An 18324-nucleotide genomic window follows, 5' to 3' on the forward strand; every position below is an offset into this window, starting at 1 on the left:
GGCCTGCTAATATTTTATAGAGCGCCACACGTAGACAGTTTCCCGCGGTTCAGGGTTATCTTGCCTTCGTTAACAAGCTCCTGTAATACCTTATGGATAGCACTACGAGAAATGTGGTTCCGGCTAAGAATAAACGTGTAAACCGATGTTTTATCGCGAATTTCTGGGGCCAGGGACCAGATGTGCTTCACATGCTCCGTCACTATTTCGCGAATTGTTTTATGAGATCGTAGATTTTCACGCTGGAAATAGCGATGGAGATGGTGGGTTAAAATATCAAACGCATGCATCCACAAATTTTTCTTCGTAAGCAATTCATTGATATTATTGGCACCCATAACCCACACTTCGCAGTCTGTATCACAACGCATATAGTGAGATGACACATCACTACGCATCTGTGCCAGGCCCAGTATCGCAGGTGCTGTAATACTTATCGTGACAAGATCGTTTTCAACTCTGTACACAGAAATAGAGCCTTTTTCCAGAAAGAATATGTTGCCATCTTTTTTAAGCTCAATGCGTTGACGTTTTTTTCTCAGTGCGAAATATGCATTCTCTGATTTTTTTATCTCGTCACCAATGAGCATTACAGATTCATCTAAATTGATCCGGGGCATCAGTTTCTCTTATTCGGTTATGGGATTGAGATTATCGTTGAAAGCAACAATTTCCATTTTTTGTCCCTAAAAGAAATATGCCTTAAATAATTCAAGTTGTGGATAGGCGGCAAGGTAGCTTATCCACAAGCGTTTATTTTAGTAAGCGACAGGGATAAGTGAGTGAATCCAACACTCCTACAACTTTAAGTATGACGGGTATAATAACTATGGAAACATTTATGCTCTCGCAGTATTGTGCAAATAAGTATATTTACCTGTTGGTAAAAATGTAATATTTTTACTCTTTGTATCAAGCCGTTTCTCTTTGTGATTACAAAACAACCACAAAAAACATATAATTAATTGATTTTTATATATTTATTTTGTTTAAATTGGGTGTTAGTTTTGTTATGTACTTTGCGCTTGTACCAGGCAAAAAGTGGACTAATGGGCACGTGTCTATACCCTAAATAATTCGAGCGGCCGCCAGGGGATGACAAATTTGCAGGTAGCAGAATTGAACCCAGTTGCAGCAGCCCCAAAGTGTGAGGCCAAATAATCTCCAGGAGCATACTTTAGTCAATGAACAGACTTTGTGAGTGCAGCCAACACCCGTGCAATTTGAAGTATGGCGGGTATAAAACTCTGGGTTATTCCTGGGTTTATTATGTCTATAATGGGCTGGTTAAATCCTGCCTGAGTCAACGAGAGTACTGGCAACATGTCCGAAGCAGATAATTTATGCTATCTCATTGAAAATAAAATAACATTTTCACCAGAAAAACAAACTCTGGTGCATGCTGACAGCCATGAACAGATAAAACTCAAACCGACAGCTTCATTATGTTTACTGTTATTGCTCAGAAATCACGGTGAAATTGTCACACAGAATGAGTTGCTCGCTTTTGCATGGGGAGAAAGCCACCGGCAGGTTAGCTTTAACGCTTTTTATCAAAGCATTCTCTCTTTGCGAAAGTCCTTTTTACAAATGAATGTGGAGAAACAAATAATCACCACAATCCCGCGTAAGGGTCTGCTCATACAACAAGAAATAACCATAGAAAAAAAATACGAACCTGTTTTTGACGTAGAACCTGAGATAGAACCAGAAATATTACCCATAGAAATAATAAGTGATACTGCGACTTATAACGCTCCAAAGGTAAAGCGACCTCTATTGAACCTGACAGAAGCAGTTATTATTATCCTCACCGTGATAATAGCGGGCGTGATGATTTACCCTTTGATGTTTACCGGACAATACTTTTCAAGTTACGTCCCCTCTTTGAAGTATGATGGCCAATGCCACTATTTTGTTAACAACGATGCCAGCAATCGCAACCGCCACGAAGGTTTTATCAAGGAGCACCCTGAAATCTGCCGAGATGATAAATTCCTTTACCTAACGGCTTACCCCGAGACGAAAAACATTTCTATCATTCTTTGTACAACTCGTATGGAGTTGTCACATGATAATTCTTGTCAGTCCGTCTATTATCCTCGGTACGATAGTCAATGAAGATACTCTCATCGATTGCCTCTTTTAGAATGCAGACACGCATCATTTTTTTAGTATGCCTGGTGGTTCTTGCAAGCCTGGCATTGAATCTTTACCTGAACGCTGACGAGAAACAAAACAACCTCGTATGTAGAGCCACTTTGCAAATTGTCAGAGATAACGCTTCATTTCGTGGGATTGTCGATTTTAAATCCGGTGACGATAAAGGCATCGCGCACATTAACGGCATCATCAATGTTACCCCACAAGAAGAGTACACCGTCCAGCGCACCATTCTTTTTACTCACACAGATTACGGCCTCAGCCCAGTCTGGATATCTCGCCAGATTGTCATTTCCAATCGTGAGACGGCTCCTTCTGAAGTGCTCCAGCAATTCCTTCCTGACTTTTACCTGAAAAATTCCGGTGTCACCGATATCGATATTTTTGCGCTGAATAAAGATGCAAACCTCATAACCCGAGAAGGCATTCCTTACCTGTACTGCCAGAAATATAAACTTCAAGATAACCAGTAGCCCTCGTCCAGAAGGAACATCAATCTGGTTGTCTTAATTTTTGCAAAAAATCTCTTGAAGATAATAAATATATGTTTATTATCCAACAGGATATTTCTGGTTATAATAAATGCGCACACCTTTCAAGCGTAAATTTTAAGTTAAATATGTTATTTCATTATGATATTTCATTAGCATTACTCACTCTAATTATTTCGCACCTTGCTTTTTATGTCTCTTTTTGGCTGTGTAAGGCTGATTCTCGTAAAAAACGTATCCTAAATACTCATTCTTAAGCAATGGATGCTTGTGAATTCTTCTATCACTATGGAATTAGTGAATAAAAGCAGACATTGATAATGAAAGTTTCTTCGCTGTATAACAAATATAAAGATAAATGGTGGGCACTGCCCCTTGTGCTGCCATTTCTTCTCTATCCAATCACTGAACATATGAGTGCCTATGGGATGGTTGACGGGTTCGAAATACCTATCTTTTATCTCAATATGGCTCTTACCACAGCTCTCACCCTTATTTATGGCTTTAAATCCCTACCAGGGATCATTTTGTGTCTGTTCATCCGGGTCGCACCGGACCGTGGCATTGAACCTGCTTTAATGTCGTTACTGCACTATTTCACATCAGTTGCCATCAGCTGCGCCGGATATTACTGCTTCACCGGGAAAAGAGGCCGAGCCAGCTTTGGGCATTATAGCCTTACCTGGCAGCGCATGCTTTGGCTGATATTCATTAATGCCACTTTATTCCTCAATTATTTCCATGCCGAGCTTTATCTTGGACTGTATGGTGTGCATCAGACAATGATGTATGTTAGCCCGTTAACAACCGGAACATTAATTAACTTCCAGGGTATGCTAGTTGGAAATATGGTGGGATTACCAATGTGTTACCTGGTCATTCGTTCTATCAGAACACCGCTATATTTCATCAAATACATTAAAAAAATTCGGACTCAAGTTTCGGAAGACTTACGCCCATTAGAAGTCGTTTTTTTATTCAGTGCTATTATCCTGCTGACGACATTAATGATTTCCCCAAGAAGCCATACGTTAACATTGATGAACTCAATTTATACGCTGACATTATTGTTACCTGTAATGATATGGGGAACATTGCGTCTGGGTCATGCGGCTATTTCGGTAGTATGGTGGGTTGTATTGATCGTGTTGTGTAATCATTATCACAGATACATCCCTAATGATGCTAATTACAAATTGCACCTTGCAGTAGCAACCTCTTGTTTTTCGGCATTCTCAATAACAATTACTCTGATGGCAATAAACATCACCCGCCAACGTGCTTTGAATATAAAAACTAAGCGTTTGATGTATATAGATCCAGTGGTACATTTACCAAACTTACTGGCACTGGATACAGATTTGAAGAAAAAAACCATCTCTGTTTTGTGCCAATTATATATGCCAGATCTTGAGTTACTAGGCCGCCATTATGGTTTGCTGATGCAAGTACAATATAAACAAGCACTGGCACATTTCTTAAAACCCGTATTGAATAAAGACGAACTGATCTATGTTAGCTCCGGGCATGATCTCATTGTGCGCATCAATCCGTTAAATGCCGAAAAACGCATCACAGCGCTGTACGGCAAAGCCAAAGAATTTCGTTTTATTCGCGATGGTGCAAAGATTTATCCACAAATTGGTTTTAGCTACTGCACGATAAACTACCCAGTAAATCATCTTTACTTATTAATCGGTGAGCTACGTGCGCTAGCTGAGATCTCACTCGCCACAAATTTACCGGTAGACCTCAGAAAGCAAAGCAGCCGTCAGGTGCAGAATCAGGTTAAAACCAAAGTCGATATGATGAACCTGTTGCAACGGGCGCTGGAGTTGGACCGCTTTGTCTTAATGGCACAACCCATTGAAAACAAGGACGGTGATTGTTATCACGAAGTCCTGCTGAGGATGCGAGATGATAACGATGAAATTATTTTCCCAAATACCTTCCTACCAATGGCTGACGAATTTGGTATGTCATCCAGTATCGATTTGTGGGTTTTAAACAACACCATGAAATATATGGATGAAACACGCTACTCACGGCCAAACCAGCGGTTTGCCATTAACCTGACTACGGCGTCGATTTGCCGTACTGACATGGCTGGCCATATTGAGAAATTGTTGGTGAGATATGGTATTTCACCTGCTCAGATTGTTTTAGAGGTTACCGAAGCTCATGAACTTACCAACAATTTACAGGCTGAAAAAACATTAGATGCCTTGCAACGTTTAGGCTGCAAAATCGCTATTGATGATTTTGGTGCTGGTTACGCCAGCTATGCACGCTTGAAAACGATGCGTGCTGATACCCTTAAAATTGATGGCAGCTTTGTTCACAATATTATTTCCAGCGAAATAGACTACAAAATAGTCGAGTCGATTTGCGAACTCGCAAGAATGAAGAACATGACCCTGGTGGCTGAATTTGTCGAAACAGAAGATATTCGCCACATGCTATTCCTGATGGGAATCGATTATGTGCAAGGCTATTTAATTGGCAAGCCTGCACCAATTGAGACACTACAAGCGACAGTTTAGAGATATTGCGCTGACAGCAGAAAGCTCGATATTTTGGCTTTCTGCTGGTTTCGGTTAACTTCTCCTACTTAACTGGTTTGCTGTATAATAAGAACGATTTTTCCCAACACCTTCCCGCCCAAATATAGATAATATCATCGCGCTACACCCGATTAGATTCTGTAATAGCGAACTGGCGTTAAAGATCGTTGCACTCGTAATCTCAGTGAGCTGTTCGAATACGTCAGCATTATTGGTTACCCCGGCTTATGGTATGTCTTCTGATAAATATAATAAATGCGCAAGCATATGCTATTACAGTGACAGAAAACATAAATATACTTTGTGATAAATACACAGACCCGGACTGCATCAGCGGTGCACTCAATGCCTGGCCTAAAAAATATGACATGACAAAGCCACTCAATAACTGTGGGCGATAATGTACTGGGCTTCTCTCAATGACGATGCCAGTCAAGGTAGGAAGTAATATTCCGAACCCCATGCCAGCACATATGATGCTTATAACAGGTGAAATAACGCCAGGTAAAAACACGTAAGGTATTAATGCAGTCCCAAGACAAACAAAACAGAAAGCAAGAAGCCAGGCTTCACCGATATATATTTTCAATCTGTGATTGAATAAAGCGGCAAATGCAGAAATAAGGCCCATGATTGCCATTATTAATCCTATGTTTTGTGCACTTAATGAGTAGTTATTGCTCAATACAAAGGGCATATGTATTAATGTAATATAATAAATCAACATCCCGACCCCACCTAATACATAGGCTGGCAACATTGGTTTAATGGCTCGTCTGGTTATTTTATCTTCGTGCTGCATCTGTGGCGTATCGCTTATTGAAATGTACGCGAGAGCCAGTACGGGTAATGAGAATAAATATAATGAAAAAGGAACTCGCCAGTTAAGCTCTGCCAACACGCCGCTTAATAGTATGAACACTATTCCCCCAATATTCACAGCCATTGATTGCTGCGAAACCAGACGAGATCTCTCATGCCCATGAAAATGATATCCAATCAAGTGATTGATAACCGTCATACAGATACTGATAGAAGCACCGAGCAGCAGTCGACCAAACAAAAGCAGATAAAGAGAATTGCACCAGAGCCCACTACTCCCGGTCAGAGCATATAAAAAAAGCCCCATAAGCAGAGCCTTTCTTTCCCCATAACGGTTTATCAATGGCCCAACAAATGGCGAGAATATGACTACTGCTATAGCAGGGAAACTCATTAAAAGTGAAACACCAAAAACGGTATTGAATGCCTTACTGATACTCACCAGGGAAGGAATAATGGCCGCGTTCGCCATAACCAGCAGACTACTCCCAAGGAGTAAGCTTATACGTAAGAAGACGCTTTTTTTTATTTGAAATGTACTTTCTCTCGCATCTGAGAGACAAATGTTTTTTTTCATAATTTAGCTCAGGGGCAATAAATCTGGCGGTCACTATCCTTCATACTGGATTGTGCTGATAGAGGCATTTCTGGAACGCTGCGTTGCTTAACTTGAGCTATGCTTCAGATGCAAGATGCCATAAAATCGCGATCAATGAATTCTCTGCTCCCCGGATTATTCCTGCGTATTAATAATTAACTTACAGTGCAGAGTATGCAATATGGACTGGAACCTAAATGATCTACCGGTATTTGTAGCAGTTGTTGAGTATCAGGGTATAACTATCGCCGCCCACAGATTAGGGATTCAAAAATCGAGTGTCAGTCGTGCCCTCACCAGACTGGAAGCAGAGCTAGGATTCCTTTTGCTGGAAAGAAATAGTCGACATATACGGCCAACTGTTGAGGGGAAAAAACTCTATGAGCAGCTCAAGCCTACTTTAGGGAAATTAGAGGATATAGCCCACTCTTTGAATCATCGCGAATTAGATGGTGAATTTAATTTGGCTTTAACCCTGGCTTTTTCTCGTGAAATATTCTCACCATCTGTAGCAACATTTTCTGAACGTCACCCCAAAATAATTTTAAATGTCCGCACCATTGCACAAGAGCTTAGTATTTTTAACGATGATCTTGATTTAACCATTCAATTGGGGTCATTAATTCCATCAGGCTTTTATGCTCGTCACCTTTGTAAGGTTAAATTACAATGGATGACATCCCCTGGCTATCTCAATAAAAACCCTGATCTTTCTCATTCAAATATTGCTGATTTAGCCAGCCATGTACGATTTTTCCATAGTCAAAATAATTACCCAGAAAAATTCTATGTGAAACATAATACTGATGAGATTACCGAAATACGTTTCCCATTAGCAAATGTATTAGAAGATGTTCTTATGGTTCGTGAGGCTGTAGAGCATGGGGCTGGCGTAACGTTACTTCCTGATATCTATTGTCAGCGTTCCATAGCCGAGAAAAAACTTGTCATAATATCTCCACTGGTTGAAGTGACTCCTGATGTGAGCATTTATGCCGTTTATCCAGGCCGTAGTAATATGTCGCCAAGGTTGAATATTGTGCTTAACTTCCTTGAAGAAATAACATCAAATTATATAAAAAAGAACAACTGCAATCCTGATTGCTCAAGGTACAACAATACTGTTTGATCTTACCTATTTATACTTATACGCAGGGTTTTTCCTGGTATTTTTCAAGTGCGAATATTCTTGATAAGGATAAAAAAATATCTGAAAATGTAACCTGGTAGATAACCTTGAATATAAAAAAATAATGACAATCGAAAAGTGAACAAACATTTTGGAACTGTAATTTTTCTGCGCAGACCTCATCTTTAGATACTCAGATAAAGAGCCGCTATCAATCCGCAAGGACATCTTCAGGATACGGTTACTGCACGCGCAGGGCGTTTTCGATCACTTGATGTATGAATCCAGTACTTTCAGTACCACTTCAAGATCTTCCTCGCGCCTCACCTCGTCGTTCTCATGAACAATATGTTCAGTAAGATGACCTTTGATCACTTCTCGCATTAAACCGTTTACAGCACCACGTATCGCCGCAATCTGTTGCAACACTGCAGCACATTCATGCGGCTCGTCGAGCATCTTTTTCAGTGCAACCACCTGGCCCTGAATCTTATTGGTGCGTGCTTTAAGTTTTTGTTTATCCCGGATGGTATGCGACATACAGCAGCCTTAATGAGTGAAATACATGTCAGATTATAGCATTGCAATTCTACTGGGGGGTAGTATTGTCTACTGGGGGGGAGTAGAATCGCCGCTGTCGCTTAATTACTAAGAATTATTCTCATGACTGATTTTTCAACTTTGATTCAGCAAGGTAATGCCTGGTTTTTCATTCCTAGCGCTATTTTACTAGGTGCCTTACATGGGCTTGAGCCGGGTCATTCAAAAACCATGATGGCCTCCTTCATCATCGCGATTAAAGGAAGTATCAGACAAGCTGTGATGCTGGGCGTAGCTGCAACGATTTCACATACTGCGATTGTATGGTTGATTGCATTTGGCGGGATGTATTTAAGCAAACAATTTACCGCTGAATCAGTGGAACCGTGGTTACAGTTAATCTCAGCAATTATTATTCTGGGTACTGCTATCTGGATGTTCTGGCGTACCTGGAAAGGTGAGCAACTCTGGAAATTAGATCAAGAAATGGAATACCACTCGCATGATGAAACCAAAATCATCAATACGGGTCATGGTAGCGTTGAACTCTCTATTTTTGAGGAAAACCAGGCCCCACACTGGCGCTTGCGCACTCTTTCTGGCAACACATCGAAAGCGAATGAAGTTTCTCTGGTGACAAATCGCGGTGCAGGCACATTTTCGCAGATGTTCGATTTTATTGATAACGAAGGTTTCTTAGAATCGAAACAGTCCATTCCAGAACCCCATAACTTTAATGTTCGGTTGTCTTTAGGTCATCGAGGTCATGTGCATGACTACGATGTCGAGTTCCACGAGCACGGACACGATCACGACCATTCAATACTTGAAAGTTTGGATGTGAATTCTAAAGAGTACCAGGACGCACATGAACTGGCTCATGCAAACGATATCAAACGCCGCTTCACAAACCAGGAAGTGACAAACTGGCAGATCCTATTTTTTGGGCTCACTGGTGGCTTAATACCCTGCCCCGCAGCGATTACCGTGTTGCTGATTTGTATCCAGTTAAAAGCGTTTACTTTGGGTGCCGCGATGGTGGTTTGTTTCAGTATTGGCCTTGCACTTACGCTGGTTACTGTCGGAGTTGCTGCATCTGTGAGTGTGCAGCAGGCAACGAAACGCTGGAGTGGTTTTAGCTCCATAGCCAGAAAAGCACCTTATTTTTCAGGCGCATTAATAGCATTAGTTGGCCTGTATATGGGCATTCATGGTTTTATCGGGATCACGAATTAAGCGTGTTAGAAAGAGTAAATAGCACTGACAGGATTTACGTTATTTTTATAAGTTATTCAAAAAGATAGGTACTAAAAGAATGGTCATGGAGCGGGTGAAGGGAATCGAACCCTCGTATGCAGCTTGGGAAGCTGCCGTTCTACCATTGAACTACACCCGCTTTGAAGTGCGTAGGCATTATAGACGTTCAGTTTATTCAGGCAAGCGCCTTTTCATCTTATGTGGTGGATTATTAAGCAATTGTTTTTATTATAAGCTCCATTCATACCAGCATAGTGGATTGACTCCGGTCTGCTGCGCGGATTCTTACGTCTGACAGAAGGGGAAACCTTCCGGCTTCTGGTTATTAACAAGATGGTTTGCTGCCAGCCGGCGGTAGGTACCGCAGTGGATCGATTGCGGTCGCACGATAGCGAATCTGGAAATGTAGATTCACAGAGTCTGAACCGCTGCTGCCCATTGTGGCAATTTTCTGCCCTGCGGTGACTTTCTGGCTGGTATTGACCAACGTTGTTTCGTTGTGAGCATAGGCTGTGATGTAGTCTTCGTTATGTTTTATCATCACTAAGTTGCCGTAGCCACGAAGCTGGTTACCAACATAGACCACCGTTCCGGCGGCTGAAGCGTAAATGGGTTGCCCGCGTTTGCCCGCAATATCGATACCTTTGTTTCCACCGTCGCTTGTAGAGAATGGCTCAATAACTTTACCGGTAGTTGGCCACAGCCAGCATTTTGACCCGACAGGAGGCGCTGCGACTTTAGCAACAGTGCTGCCAGAAGATGAACGCGGTTTAGCGTTTTTTGCCACTACTGCTTTTTTCGACGAGGAAGAAGAACTTGAGCTGCTGACCCGTAGTTTTTGACCCACTTCCAGCGTGTAAGGAGCAGAAATTCCGTTGAGACGGGCTAGTTCGCTAACGCTTGAACCGGTCATACGTGAGATACGGTAAAGTGTGTCACCACGTTTGACGGTATAAACTGAGCCGTTATAGCTTCCTGCGGGTGCTTTAGAGGTGCTCGCTTTGTTGGATGAGCAAGCGACGAGTAACAAGCCCATGAGCAGGACGACTGCATTCAGTGTCCACTTTGTGACTATGCTTTCCTTGCGCAAACTATCCCTCTTTAAATAAAAGCAAAGCAGTGCTGGCAGAGTGACATGTTTTTCCCCTCATCCCAGCCCTCTCCCCGAAGGGGCGAGGGAGACGACCCAGGCTCGATCGTCTCCCGTTAACAACTTACTTAACCGGGCGCAGAGCCGGGAACAGGATAACGTCACGGATGGTGTGGCTGTTGGTGAACAGCATAACCATACGGTCGATACCAATACCCAGACCCGCCGTTGGCGGCAAGCCGTGCTCCAGTGCAGTCACGTAGTCTTCATCGAAGAACATCGCTTCGTCGTCGCCTGCATCTTTTGCAGAAACCTGGTCAGCAAAGCGCTGTGCCTGGTCTTCTGCATCGTTGAGCTCAGAGAAACCATTACCGATTTCACGACCACCGATAAAGAACTCGAAACGATCAGTAATTTCTGGGTTTTCGTCGTTACGACGCGCCAGCGGGGAAACCTCTGCCGGGTATTCAGTGATGAAGGTTGGCTGAATCAGATGGCTTTCTGCCACTTCTTCAAAGATCTCAGTCACTACGCGACCCAGACCCCAGCTCTTCTCAACTTTAATGCCGATAGACGCTGCGATTTCCAGTGCTTTCGCCATATCATCCAGATCCGCAATATCCGTTTCCGGGCGATATTTTTTGATAGCTTCACGCATAGTCAGTTTTGCGAACGGCTGATCGAAGTCAAAAATCTCTTCGCCATACTTCACCTGCGCGGTACCCAACACGTCATGTGCCAGTGTACGGAACAAAGACTCAGTCAGCTCAATCAGGTCTTTGTAATCCGCGTACGCCATGTAGAGTTCCATCATAGTGAACTCTGGATTATGACGCGGAGAAATACCTTCGTTACGGAAGTTACGGTTGATTTCGAATACGCGATCGAAGCCACCCACAACCAGACGCTTCAGATACAGTTCTGGTGCAATACGCAGGTACATGTCGATGTCCAGCGCATTGTGGTGAGTGATAAACGGACGAGCAGACGCGCCACCAGGGATAACCTGCATCATTGGCGTTTCAACTTCCATAAAGCCACGGTTAACCATGAAGTTACGAACACCAGCCATGATCTGTGAACGAATTTTAAAGGTTTTGCGGGATTCGTCGTTAGAGATCAGGTCCAAATAACGCTGACGGTAACGCGCTTCTTGATCCTGCAGGCCGTGGAATTTATCCGGCAGAGGGCGTAGTGCTTTAGTCAGCAGGCGCAGTTCAGTACAGTGAATAGAAAGCTCACCTGTTTTAGTTTTGAACAGCTTCCCACGCGCACCCAGGATGTCACCGAGGTCCCATTTTTTGAACTGCTCGTTGTAGATGCCTTCTGGCAAGTCATCGCGCGCAACGTAAAGCTGAATGCGGCCACCAACATCTTGCAGGGTAACGAATGATGCTTTACCCATGATACGACGAGTCATCATACGACCCGCGACGGCAACTTCGATGCCCAATTCTTCCAGTTCTTCGTTCTCTTTCGCGTCGAAATCAGCGTGCAATTGGTCAGAGGTATGATCGCGACGGAAGTCATTTGGGAAAGCGATACCCTGCTCGCGCAGGCCAGCCAGCTTCTCGCGGCGAGCTTTCAGTTCATTATTTAGATCGACCGCTTCGGTGCCCTGTGCTTGTTGTTCAGACATGTTGGTTCCTCATAACCCTGCTTTCAAACTTGCTTCGATAAATTTGTCCAGATCGCCATCCAGTACCGCTTGCGTGTTACGGGTTTCAACCCCTGTACGCAAGTCTTTGATACGGGAGTCGTCCAGTACGTAAGAACGAATCTGGCTGCCCCAACCAATATCCGATTTGTTGTCTTCCAGTGACTGCTTCTCAGCATTTTTCTTCTGCATTTCCAGCTCGTACAACTTCGCTTTCATCTGCTTCATTGCCTGATCTTTGTTCTTATGCTGCGAACGGTCGTTCTGGCACTGAGTCACTGTGTTAGTTGGAAGGTGGGTAATACGCACCGCAGATTCTGTACGGTTAACGTGCTGGCCACCCGCACCCGACGCACGATACACGTCGATGCGCAAATCCGCCGGGTTGATTTCGATATCAATATCGTCATCAACTTCTGGGTAAACGAAGGCGGAACTAAAGGAAGTATGGCGACGGCCACCGGAGTCAAACGGGCTCTTACGCACCAGGCGATGCACGCCAGTTTCAGTACGTAACCAGCCAAAGGCATATTCGCCCTGAATGCGGATAGTCACGGATTTAATACCAGCAACGTCGCCATCAGACTCTTCAATAATTTCGGTTTTGAAGCCACGCGATTCTGCCCAACGCAGATACATACGCATCAACATGCTGGCCCAGTCTTGCGCTTCGGTGCCGCCAGAACCGGCCTGAATGTCGATATAGCAGTCGGCGCTATCGTACTCGCCTGAGAACATACGACGGAATTCAAGCTGGGCCAGTTTGGCTTCCAGCTGATCTAACTCGACAATCGTTTCGTTGAAGGTGTCTTCGTCGTCGGCTTCAATAGCCAGCTCAAGCAAACCGGAAACATCTTCCAGCCCCTGAGTCATTTGATCGAATGTATCGACAATCGCTTCCAGTGAAGAACGCTCTTTGCCCAACGCTTGTGCGCGTTCAGGTTCGTTCCACACATCAGGCTGTTCCAGCTCTGCGTTTACTTCTTCCAGGCGCTCTTTCTTGGCATCATAGTCAAAGATACCCCCTAAGAACGTCGCTGCGCTCTGTCAGGTCCTGGATGCGGTTTTTTACCGGGTTAATTTCAAACATGGTCTGTATTATCTTATGTTGATGACAGAAGACGAAAATGCGGTCGTAGACCGGAAAGTTTACCGGATTTACGCCGCTTTTTATAGCGTTGGTTGCCCCTATATAGCCAAGTAATGGGGCTATATAGGCCAGATATGGTCGATTAATAACTGCACACTGCGATTACCACGGAACTCGTTTACATCGAGCTTGAAGGCCAGCTCAACTTCACGCACGCCGTTGTCTGGCCAGCATGTGGTATCCACATTGAAGGCGATGCCGTCAATTAGCGGCCCACCGCCAAGTGGTTCAACCATCACTTTAAGATGACGTTCGCCCACCAACCGTTGCTGTAACAAGCGGAATTTACCGTCAAACAAAGGCTCCGGGAACATCTGCCCCCATGGCCCGGCATCCCGCAGCATTTCGGCAGTTTCCAGTGTCATTTCCTGGGCTGTGATTGCCCCGTCTGACCAAATAACGCCTTGCAGTAAAGCAGGATCGAGCCATTCACCAACCAGGTCGCCAAAGCGCTGTCGGAAATCGTCAAATTTGGCTTCTTCCAGCGACAAACCCGCTGCCATCGCATGACCGCCAAACTTCAGCATCATACCGGGATACAAGGTATCGAGACGCTCAAGGGCATCACGCATATGCAAGCCCTGCACAGAGCGACCTGAACCTTTAAGCGTACCGTCGCCTGCTGGTGCAAAGGCGATAACCGGGCGGTTAAAACGCTCTTTAATGCGTGAAGCCAGAATCCCGACAACGCCCTGATGCCAGTCGGGATGGTACATCGCAAGACCATACGGCAGTTCATCGTGGCTATGTTCGAGCTGTTGGCACAGCGTCAGTGCTTCAACCTGCATGCCCTGCTCAATTTCTTTCCGCGTCTGGTTGAGCGCGTCCAACTCATTGGCAAGCATGCGCGCTTCACCGATGTTTTCACTGAGCAATAACGCAACACCCACGGACATATCGTCCAGGCGCCCAGCAGCATTCAGACGTGGCCCCAAAGCAAAACCCAGGTCGCTTGCTGCCAGCTTATGAGGCTCGCGGTTAGCGACTTCAAGCAGTGCCTTAATCCCCGGGCGGCATTTGCCTGCACGAATACGGCTCAAGCCTTGCCAGGTCAAAATACGGTTGTTGGTATCAAGCGGCACAACGTCAGCTACGGTACCCAGCGCCACCAGATCCAGCAGTTCTGCCAAATTTGGAATAGCTAGACCTTGTTGTTCAAACCAGCCGCAATCACGTAAATGCGCACGCAGCGCCAGCATCAGATAAAAGGCAACACCGACACCCGCGAGTGATTTTGACGGAAATTCGCAGTCGGCCAGGTTCGGGTTGATGATTGCTTCTGCCGCAGGCAGTTCTGGCCCTGGCAAGTGATGGTCAGTGACCACCACCGGAATGCCAAGCTGATGGGCACGCTCAACGCCGCTATGAGAAGAGATGCCGTTATCGACGGTTAAGATCATTTGCGCACCGCGCGCATGAGCTTGATCCACCACTTCCGGGCTTAAACCGTAACCATCTTCAAAACGGTTGGGAACAAGATAGCTGATGTTTTGGCAACCCAGGCTGCGCAAACCCAGCACACTTAACGCGGTACTTGTCGCGCCATCGGCATCAAAATCACCCACAACGATGATTCGCAGGCCTTCGCGAAAAGCGTTATGCAGCAGCTCAACGGCCTTATCCATGCCATTCAATTGCTGCCATGGCAGCATCCCTTTGACACTGCGTTCCAGGTCTTGCTCGCCACGCACGCCTCTACTTGCATAAAGACGCTTTAAAAGTGGATGCAGTTCCTGGGGTAACACCACTGATTCATCAACCGTACGGCGACGAAGTTGCGTTTGTTGTTTCACCCGTTAACTACCCGCCCACATTCGTGAGTTGCTGATGCGCATCCAACATTTGTTTCATCTCTTTCGGCCCCTGATAACCTGGGATAACTGTGCCATTGCTCAGCACAATTGCCGGAGTCCCCTGCACGCCAAATTGCACGCCGAGGTTGTAATGGTTCGCGATATTGGTGTCACACGTTGCAGCGGTGACTGCATCACCTTTCATGGCTGCATCGAAGGCTTTGTTGCGGTCTTTCGCGCACCAAATAGATTTCATATCGTTTTCAGCCGGGCTTTGCAGACCCTGGCGTGGGAAGGCCAGGTAACGCACGGTAATGCCCAGCGCGTTATAGTCTTTTATTTCTTCATGAAGCTTGTGGCAGTAACCGCAGGTGATGTCGGTAAATACCGTGATGACATGTTTCTCTTGCGGCGCTTTGTAGATAATCATCTCTTTTTCGAGCGCGTTAAGCTTACCCACCAGCAATTTGTTGGTGACATTAACCGGCTGAGCGCCGCTTACATCATACAACGGCCCCTGAATAACGTGTTTGCCGTCTTCAGTCACATACAGAACACCGCTATCGGTTAATACCGTTTTCATACCCGCTACAGGTGCTGCCTGAATGTCGGCATTTTGCACGCCTAACTTAGCAAGAGACTGCTTGATTGCTGCGTCGTCAGCATGAACAAAACTGGACACAGAAGCCGCTAATAATGGGAGCAGCCACAAACGCTTTTTCATGATGATTCCTTTATCTTCTACCACTCACGCTCGTGGGTGGTGTTGTTGATGTAGCTGACGTAAACGTTCTGTCGCTACATGCGTATAAATTTGTGTGGTGGACAAATCGCTATGTCCAAGCAACATCTGTACGACTCGTAAATCCGCACCATGGTTCAGTAAATGCGTGGCAAAAGCGTGCCTCAGAACATGGGGTGATAGCTTTTCGCTGTCGATACCGGCCTGAACTGCGTAATGTTTGATGCGATGCCAGAATGTCTGGCGCGTCATCTGTTGTGCGCGATTACTTGGGAAAACCACATCAATCGACACGCCATTAAGCAGCCAGGGTCGGCCATGCTCAAGGTAGTTTTCAACCCAATAAACCGCTTCTTCGCCCATCGGCACGAGCCGTTCTTTATTGCCTTTACCGATAACCCGCACCACGCCCTGACGTAAACTAATGTCGCTCATGGTCAGGCCGACTAGCTCCGATACGCGTAACCCCGTAGCATACAATAATTCGAGCATCGCTTTGTCACGCAACTCGATAGGCTGATCGATACAGGGAGCCTGGAGCAGACGCTCTACCTGAGCTTCGCTTAAATCTTTAGGCAAACGCTGCGGTAATTTTGGCGATGAGAGCATCACGCTCGGGTCGTCATCGCGCAATTTTTCGCGGTAGAGATACTGAAACAACCGACGAATAGCGCTCAGCATTCGTGCCGAGCTTGTTGCTTTATAGCCGCCTTCAAGGCGCTCTGCAAACAGCGACTGCAAGTCACCGGTTTGCACATTCAGCAAGTTCAGCTCATGGCGTTCAAGCCACTCCGCCACCATTTTCAGATCCCGGCGATAGGAGTCCAGCGTGTTTTGTGCCAAATTCCGCTCAAGCCAAAGCGCATCCAGGAATTGTTCGATTCGGGCCTGATCCTGTTCCACAACTGCCTCACTTTTGGTGAATTGTGTCCATTATGCATGATGCACAATGGGATCTGATACACTTGCAACCCTGCACGTTTTTAAAAGAGTTGTTAACGCGATGAACATTGGCCTTTTTTATGGCTCCAGCACTTGTTACACCGAAATGGCTGCTGAAAAAATTCGTGACATCATTGGCCCCGAACTGGTGACACTGCACAATCTGAAAGATGATTCACCCGCCATGATGGAACAGTACGATGTGCTGATTCTCGGTATTCCTACCTGGGATTTCGGGGAATTACAGGAAGACTGGGAAGCCATCTGGGATCAACTGGATAATCTGAATCTTGCTGGCAAACCGGTTGCGCTTTATGGCATGGGTGATCAGCTCGGTTATGGCGAATGGTTCCTTGATGCACTCGGTATGCTACATGAGAAACTTGCCCCGCGAGGCGCGCAGTTTATTGGTTATTGGCCAACCGAAGGGTACGAGTTTACCAGCCCGAAACCGGTTATTGCCGATGGGCAACTGTTCGTTGGCCTGGCGCTTGATGAAACCAATCAGTACGATTTAAGCGACGAGCGAATCGAAAACTGGTGTGAGCAAATTCTCGCAGAAATGGCCGAGAAATTTGCCTGACAGAGATTCAAACTTCTCCGCTTCCACTCGCCTGTTGTTGCAGCATCAGGCGACGTAAATCTCGCCACTCACCTATATCCATGCTGTCGGCAGATAACCATAAATGCTGACTGCGTTTACGCCCAACACGGCGTAAGCGCAGCATCATACCGCTGCGTAATACCCATGGTGAACCGACAATTTCCCACTCCTGATTCTGCCACCGCAGGTGGTAATCAGTCAGGAGTTTCATTTCACCCTGGCAAGCATGAATACGTCGCTGGCTGCGTACACTGTCGAATACCACCAGCGAAAGCAGAAGCATCCAGATTAACGTATAGCTCATCGGCCACGGCATCAGCAGCACAAACAGTGCAACCAGACCGTGAGCCAGAAGAGATAGCCATTGTGCACGCCAGGAGACGCGAAGATCAGATTGCCACAGGACCACGTTCTTTATTCCGCGTCTGAATCATTGTCACCATCCGTTGCAGCTCTGTATCTGCCGGTTTGCCATGATTCATTAACCAATTGAACAGGTCAGGATCATCACTTTCCAACAAACGGACAAACAACTGCTTATCCTCAGCGCTTAACGAGTCATATTCATATTCGAAGAATGGCATAATCGAAATATCCAACTCGCGCATTCCCCGGCGGCACGCCCAATGAATTCGGGCTTTGTTATTGATATCCATGTGCTCTTTCCTGGTAATCTGATATAGAAGGTACAAATCTTAGTGTAACGTGTTTTCATGATACGCATTAAATGAATGTTACTGTTTGCGCATTCTATCGTGAGAAATATCTGCAAGGCATTATCG

The 18324-nt window shown here is 45.5% G+C and carries 17 protein-coding genes and 1 tRNA gene; 6 read left to right on the plus strand and 12 right to left on the minus strand.

Translation table 11 applies throughout. The features are described 5' to 3' along the window. Nucleotides 1-14 precede the first annotated feature (14 nt). Nucleotides 15-590: a helix-turn-helix domain-containing protein gene (locus tag FH968_RS08105; protein WP_223271302.1), complete on the minus strand. Its 576-nt coding sequence runs from the start codon at nucleotides 588-590 to the stop codon at nucleotides 15-17. Between the two features lie 733 nt (nucleotides 591-1323). Here FH968_RS08105 and FH968_RS08110 point away from each other — a divergent pair. From FH968_RS08110 to FH968_RS08120, 3 genes are all read left to right on the plus strand, one after another. Then, a complete protein-coding gene (locus FH968_RS08110) occupies nucleotides 1324-2121 on the plus strand; it encodes a winged helix-turn-helix domain-containing protein (protein WP_139878641.1) in 798 nt (265 codons plus the stop codon). After that, nucleotides 2118-2636 (plus strand): hypothetical protein, encoded by a 519-nt coding sequence (locus FH968_RS08115; RefSeq protein WP_139878642.1) that lies wholly within the window; start codon nucleotides 2118-2120, stop codon nucleotides 2634-2636. The genes FH968_RS08110 and FH968_RS08115 overlap by 4 nt, the downstream gene beginning before the upstream one ends. A 338-nt stretch (nucleotides 2637-2974) precedes the next feature. Further along, complete coding sequence (locus FH968_RS08120) at nucleotides 2975-5197, plus strand: EAL domain-containing protein (protein ID WP_139878643.1); 2223 nt, start codon at nucleotides 2975-2977, stop codon at nucleotides 5195-5197. Between the two features lie 229 nt (nucleotides 5198-5426). Here the strand turns inward: FH968_RS08120 and FH968_RS08125 are convergent, their stop codons facing one another. Next, nucleotides 5427-6617: an MFS transporter gene (locus FH968_RS08125; RefSeq protein WP_139878644.1), complete on the minus strand. Its 1191-nt coding sequence runs from the start codon at nucleotides 6615-6617 to the stop codon at nucleotides 5427-5429. Nucleotides 6618-6819: 202 nt separating this feature from the next. Here FH968_RS08125 and FH968_RS08130 point away from each other — a divergent pair, with 202 nt between their 5' ends. Then, the gene (locus FH968_RS08130; RefSeq protein WP_139878645.1) at nucleotides 6820-7767 is read left to right on the plus strand and encodes a LysR family transcriptional regulator; all 948 of its coding nucleotides are present in this window, start codon (nucleotides 6820-6822) and stop codon (nucleotides 7765-7767) included. 267 nt (nucleotides 7768-8034) lie between these two features. On the opposite strand, the gene rcnR is transcribed toward FH968_RS08130, so the two are convergent. After that, nucleotides 8035-8307, minus strand: a complete 273-nt coding sequence (rcnR, locus tag FH968_RS08135; RefSeq protein ID WP_139878646.1) for a Ni(II)/Co(II)-binding transcriptional repressor RcnR — start codon at nucleotides 8305-8307, stop codon at nucleotides 8035-8037. A gap of 123 nt (nucleotides 8308-8430) precedes the next feature. On the opposite strand from rcnR, the gene FH968_RS08140 reads away from it, so the two are divergent. Beyond that, nucleotides 8431-9543, plus strand: coding sequence for a nickel/cobalt efflux protein RcnA (locus FH968_RS08140; protein WP_139878647.1), 1113 nt, complete (start codon nucleotides 8431-8433; stop codon nucleotides 9541-9543). A gap of 86 nt (nucleotides 9544-9629) precedes the next feature. On the opposite strand, the gene FH968_RS08145 is transcribed toward FH968_RS08140, so the two are convergent. From FH968_RS08145 to xerD, 7 genes are all read right to left on the minus strand, one after another. After that, nucleotides 9630-9703: transfer RNA gene (locus tag FH968_RS08145), tRNA-Gly, on the minus strand. Nucleotides 9704-9889: 186 nt separating this feature from the next. Continuing rightward, nucleotides 9890-10600 (minus strand): amidase activator ActS, encoded by a 711-nt coding sequence (actS, locus tag FH968_RS08150; protein WP_139878792.1) that lies wholly within the window; start codon nucleotides 10598-10600, stop codon nucleotides 9890-9892. A 178-nt stretch (nucleotides 10601-10778) separates the two neighbouring features. Further along, on the minus strand, nucleotides 10779-12293 hold the full coding sequence (gene lysS / locus FH968_RS08155) for a lysine--tRNA ligase (RefSeq protein ID WP_139878648.1): 1515 nt from the start codon (nucleotides 12291-12293) through the stop codon (nucleotides 10779-10781). Nucleotides 12294-12302: 9 nt separating this feature from the next. After that, nucleotides 12303-13401, minus strand: a protein-coding gene (prfB, locus tag FH968_RS08160; protein WP_139878649.1) for a peptide chain release factor 2 whose coding sequence is annotated in 2 segments (ribosomal slippage) — nucleotides 12303-13325 and nucleotides 13327-13401 — 1098 coding nt in all. Because the reading frame shifts where the segments join, the coding sequence is not laid out codon by codon here. Nucleotides 13402-13520: 119 nt separating this feature from the next. Continuing rightward, nucleotides 13521-15254, minus strand: a complete 1734-nt coding sequence (recJ, locus tag FH968_RS08165) for a single-stranded-DNA-specific exonuclease RecJ (RefSeq protein WP_139878650.1) — start codon at nucleotides 15252-15254, stop codon at nucleotides 13521-13523. Nucleotides 15255-15261: 7 nt separating this feature from the next. Beyond that, nucleotides 15262-15978: a bifunctional protein-disulfide isomerase/oxidoreductase DsbC gene (gene dsbC / locus FH968_RS08170; protein WP_139878651.1), complete on the minus strand. Its 717-nt coding sequence runs from the start codon at nucleotides 15976-15978 to the stop codon at nucleotides 15262-15264. A gap of 24 nt (nucleotides 15979-16002) precedes the next feature. Beyond that, nucleotides 16003-16899, minus strand: a complete 897-nt coding sequence (xerD, locus tag FH968_RS08175; RefSeq protein ID WP_139878652.1) for a site-specific tyrosine recombinase XerD — start codon at nucleotides 16897-16899, stop codon at nucleotides 16003-16005. A 100-nt stretch (nucleotides 16900-16999) separates the two neighbouring features. On the opposite strand from xerD, the gene fldB reads away from it, so the two are divergent. Then, nucleotides 17000-17521, plus strand: coding sequence for a flavodoxin FldB (gene fldB, locus FH968_RS08180; protein ID WP_139878653.1), 522 nt, complete (start codon nucleotides 17000-17002; stop codon nucleotides 17519-17521). A gap of 7 nt (nucleotides 17522-17528) precedes the next feature. On the opposite strand, the gene FH968_RS08185 is transcribed toward fldB, so the two are convergent. Both FH968_RS08185 and sdhE read right to left on the minus strand, forming a co-directional pair. Further along, nucleotides 17529-17951 carry a protein YgfX gene (locus FH968_RS08185; RefSeq protein ID WP_139878654.1) on the minus strand — a complete coding sequence of 141 codons (423 nt, stop codon included), beginning with the start codon at nucleotides 17949-17951 and terminating at the stop codon, nucleotides 17529-17531. Next, nucleotides 17932-18198: an FAD assembly factor SdhE gene (sdhE, locus tag FH968_RS08190; RefSeq protein WP_139878655.1), complete on the minus strand. Its 267-nt coding sequence runs from the start codon at nucleotides 18196-18198 to the stop codon at nucleotides 17932-17934. The genes FH968_RS08185 and sdhE overlap by 20 nt, the downstream gene beginning before the upstream one ends. Nucleotides 18199-18324: the final 126 nt, after the last annotated feature.

The sequence above is a fragment of the Buttiauxella sp. B2 genome (assembly GCF_006376615.1).
Lineage (GTDB): Bacteria > Pseudomonadota > Gammaproteobacteria > Enterobacterales > Enterobacteriaceae > Buttiauxella.

Excerpts from the sequence above, each read along its gene's own strand:
- dsbC (WP_139878651.1), bottom strand. The coding sequence starts at position 15,978 with ATGAAAAAGCGTTTGTGGCTGCTCCCATTATTAGCGGCTTCTGTGTCC.
- FH968_RS08140 (WP_139878647.1), top strand. The coding sequence starts at position 8,431 with ATGACTGATTTTTCAACTTTGATTCAGCAAGGTAATGCCTGGTTTTTC.
- actS (WP_139878792.1), bottom strand. The coding sequence starts at position 10,600 with ATGGGCTTGTTACTCGTCGCTTGCTCATCCAACAAAGCGAGCACCTCT.
- FH968_RS08125 (WP_139878644.1), bottom strand. The coding sequence starts at position 6,617 with ATGAAAAAAAACATTTGTCTCTCAGATGCGAGAGAAAGTACATTTCAA.
- FH968_RS08130 (WP_139878645.1), top strand. The coding sequence starts at position 6,820 with ATGGACTGGAACCTAAATGATCTACCGGTATTTGTAGCAGTTGTTGAG.
- FH968_RS08110 (WP_139878641.1), top strand. The coding sequence starts at position 1,324 with ATGTCCGAAGCAGATAATTTATGCTATCTCATTGAAAATAAAATAACA.
- FH968_RS08115 (WP_139878642.1), top strand. The coding sequence starts at position 2,118 with ATGAAGATACTCTCATCGATTGCCTCTTTTAGAATGCAGACACGCATC.
- rcnR (WP_139878646.1), bottom strand. The coding sequence starts at position 8,307 with ATGTCGCATACCATCCGGGATAAACAAAAACTTAAAGCACGCACCAAT.
- FH968_RS08105 (WP_223271302.1), bottom strand. The coding sequence starts at position 590 with ATGCTCATTGGTGACGAGATAAAAAAATCAGAGAATGCATATTTCGCA.
- fldB (WP_139878653.1), top strand. The coding sequence starts at position 17,000 with ATGAACATTGGCCTTTTTTATGGCTCCAGCACTTGTTACACCGAAATG.
- FH968_RS08120 (WP_139878643.1), top strand. The coding sequence starts at position 2,975 with ATGAAAGTTTCTTCGCTGTATAACAAATATAAAGATAAATGGTGGGCA.
- lysS (WP_139878648.1), bottom strand. The coding sequence starts at position 12,293 with ATGTCTGAACAACAAGCACAGGGCACCGAAGCGGTCGATCTAAATAAT.
- sdhE (WP_139878655.1), bottom strand. The coding sequence starts at position 18,198 with ATGGATATCAATAACAAAGCCCGAATTCATTGGGCGTGCCGCCGGGGA.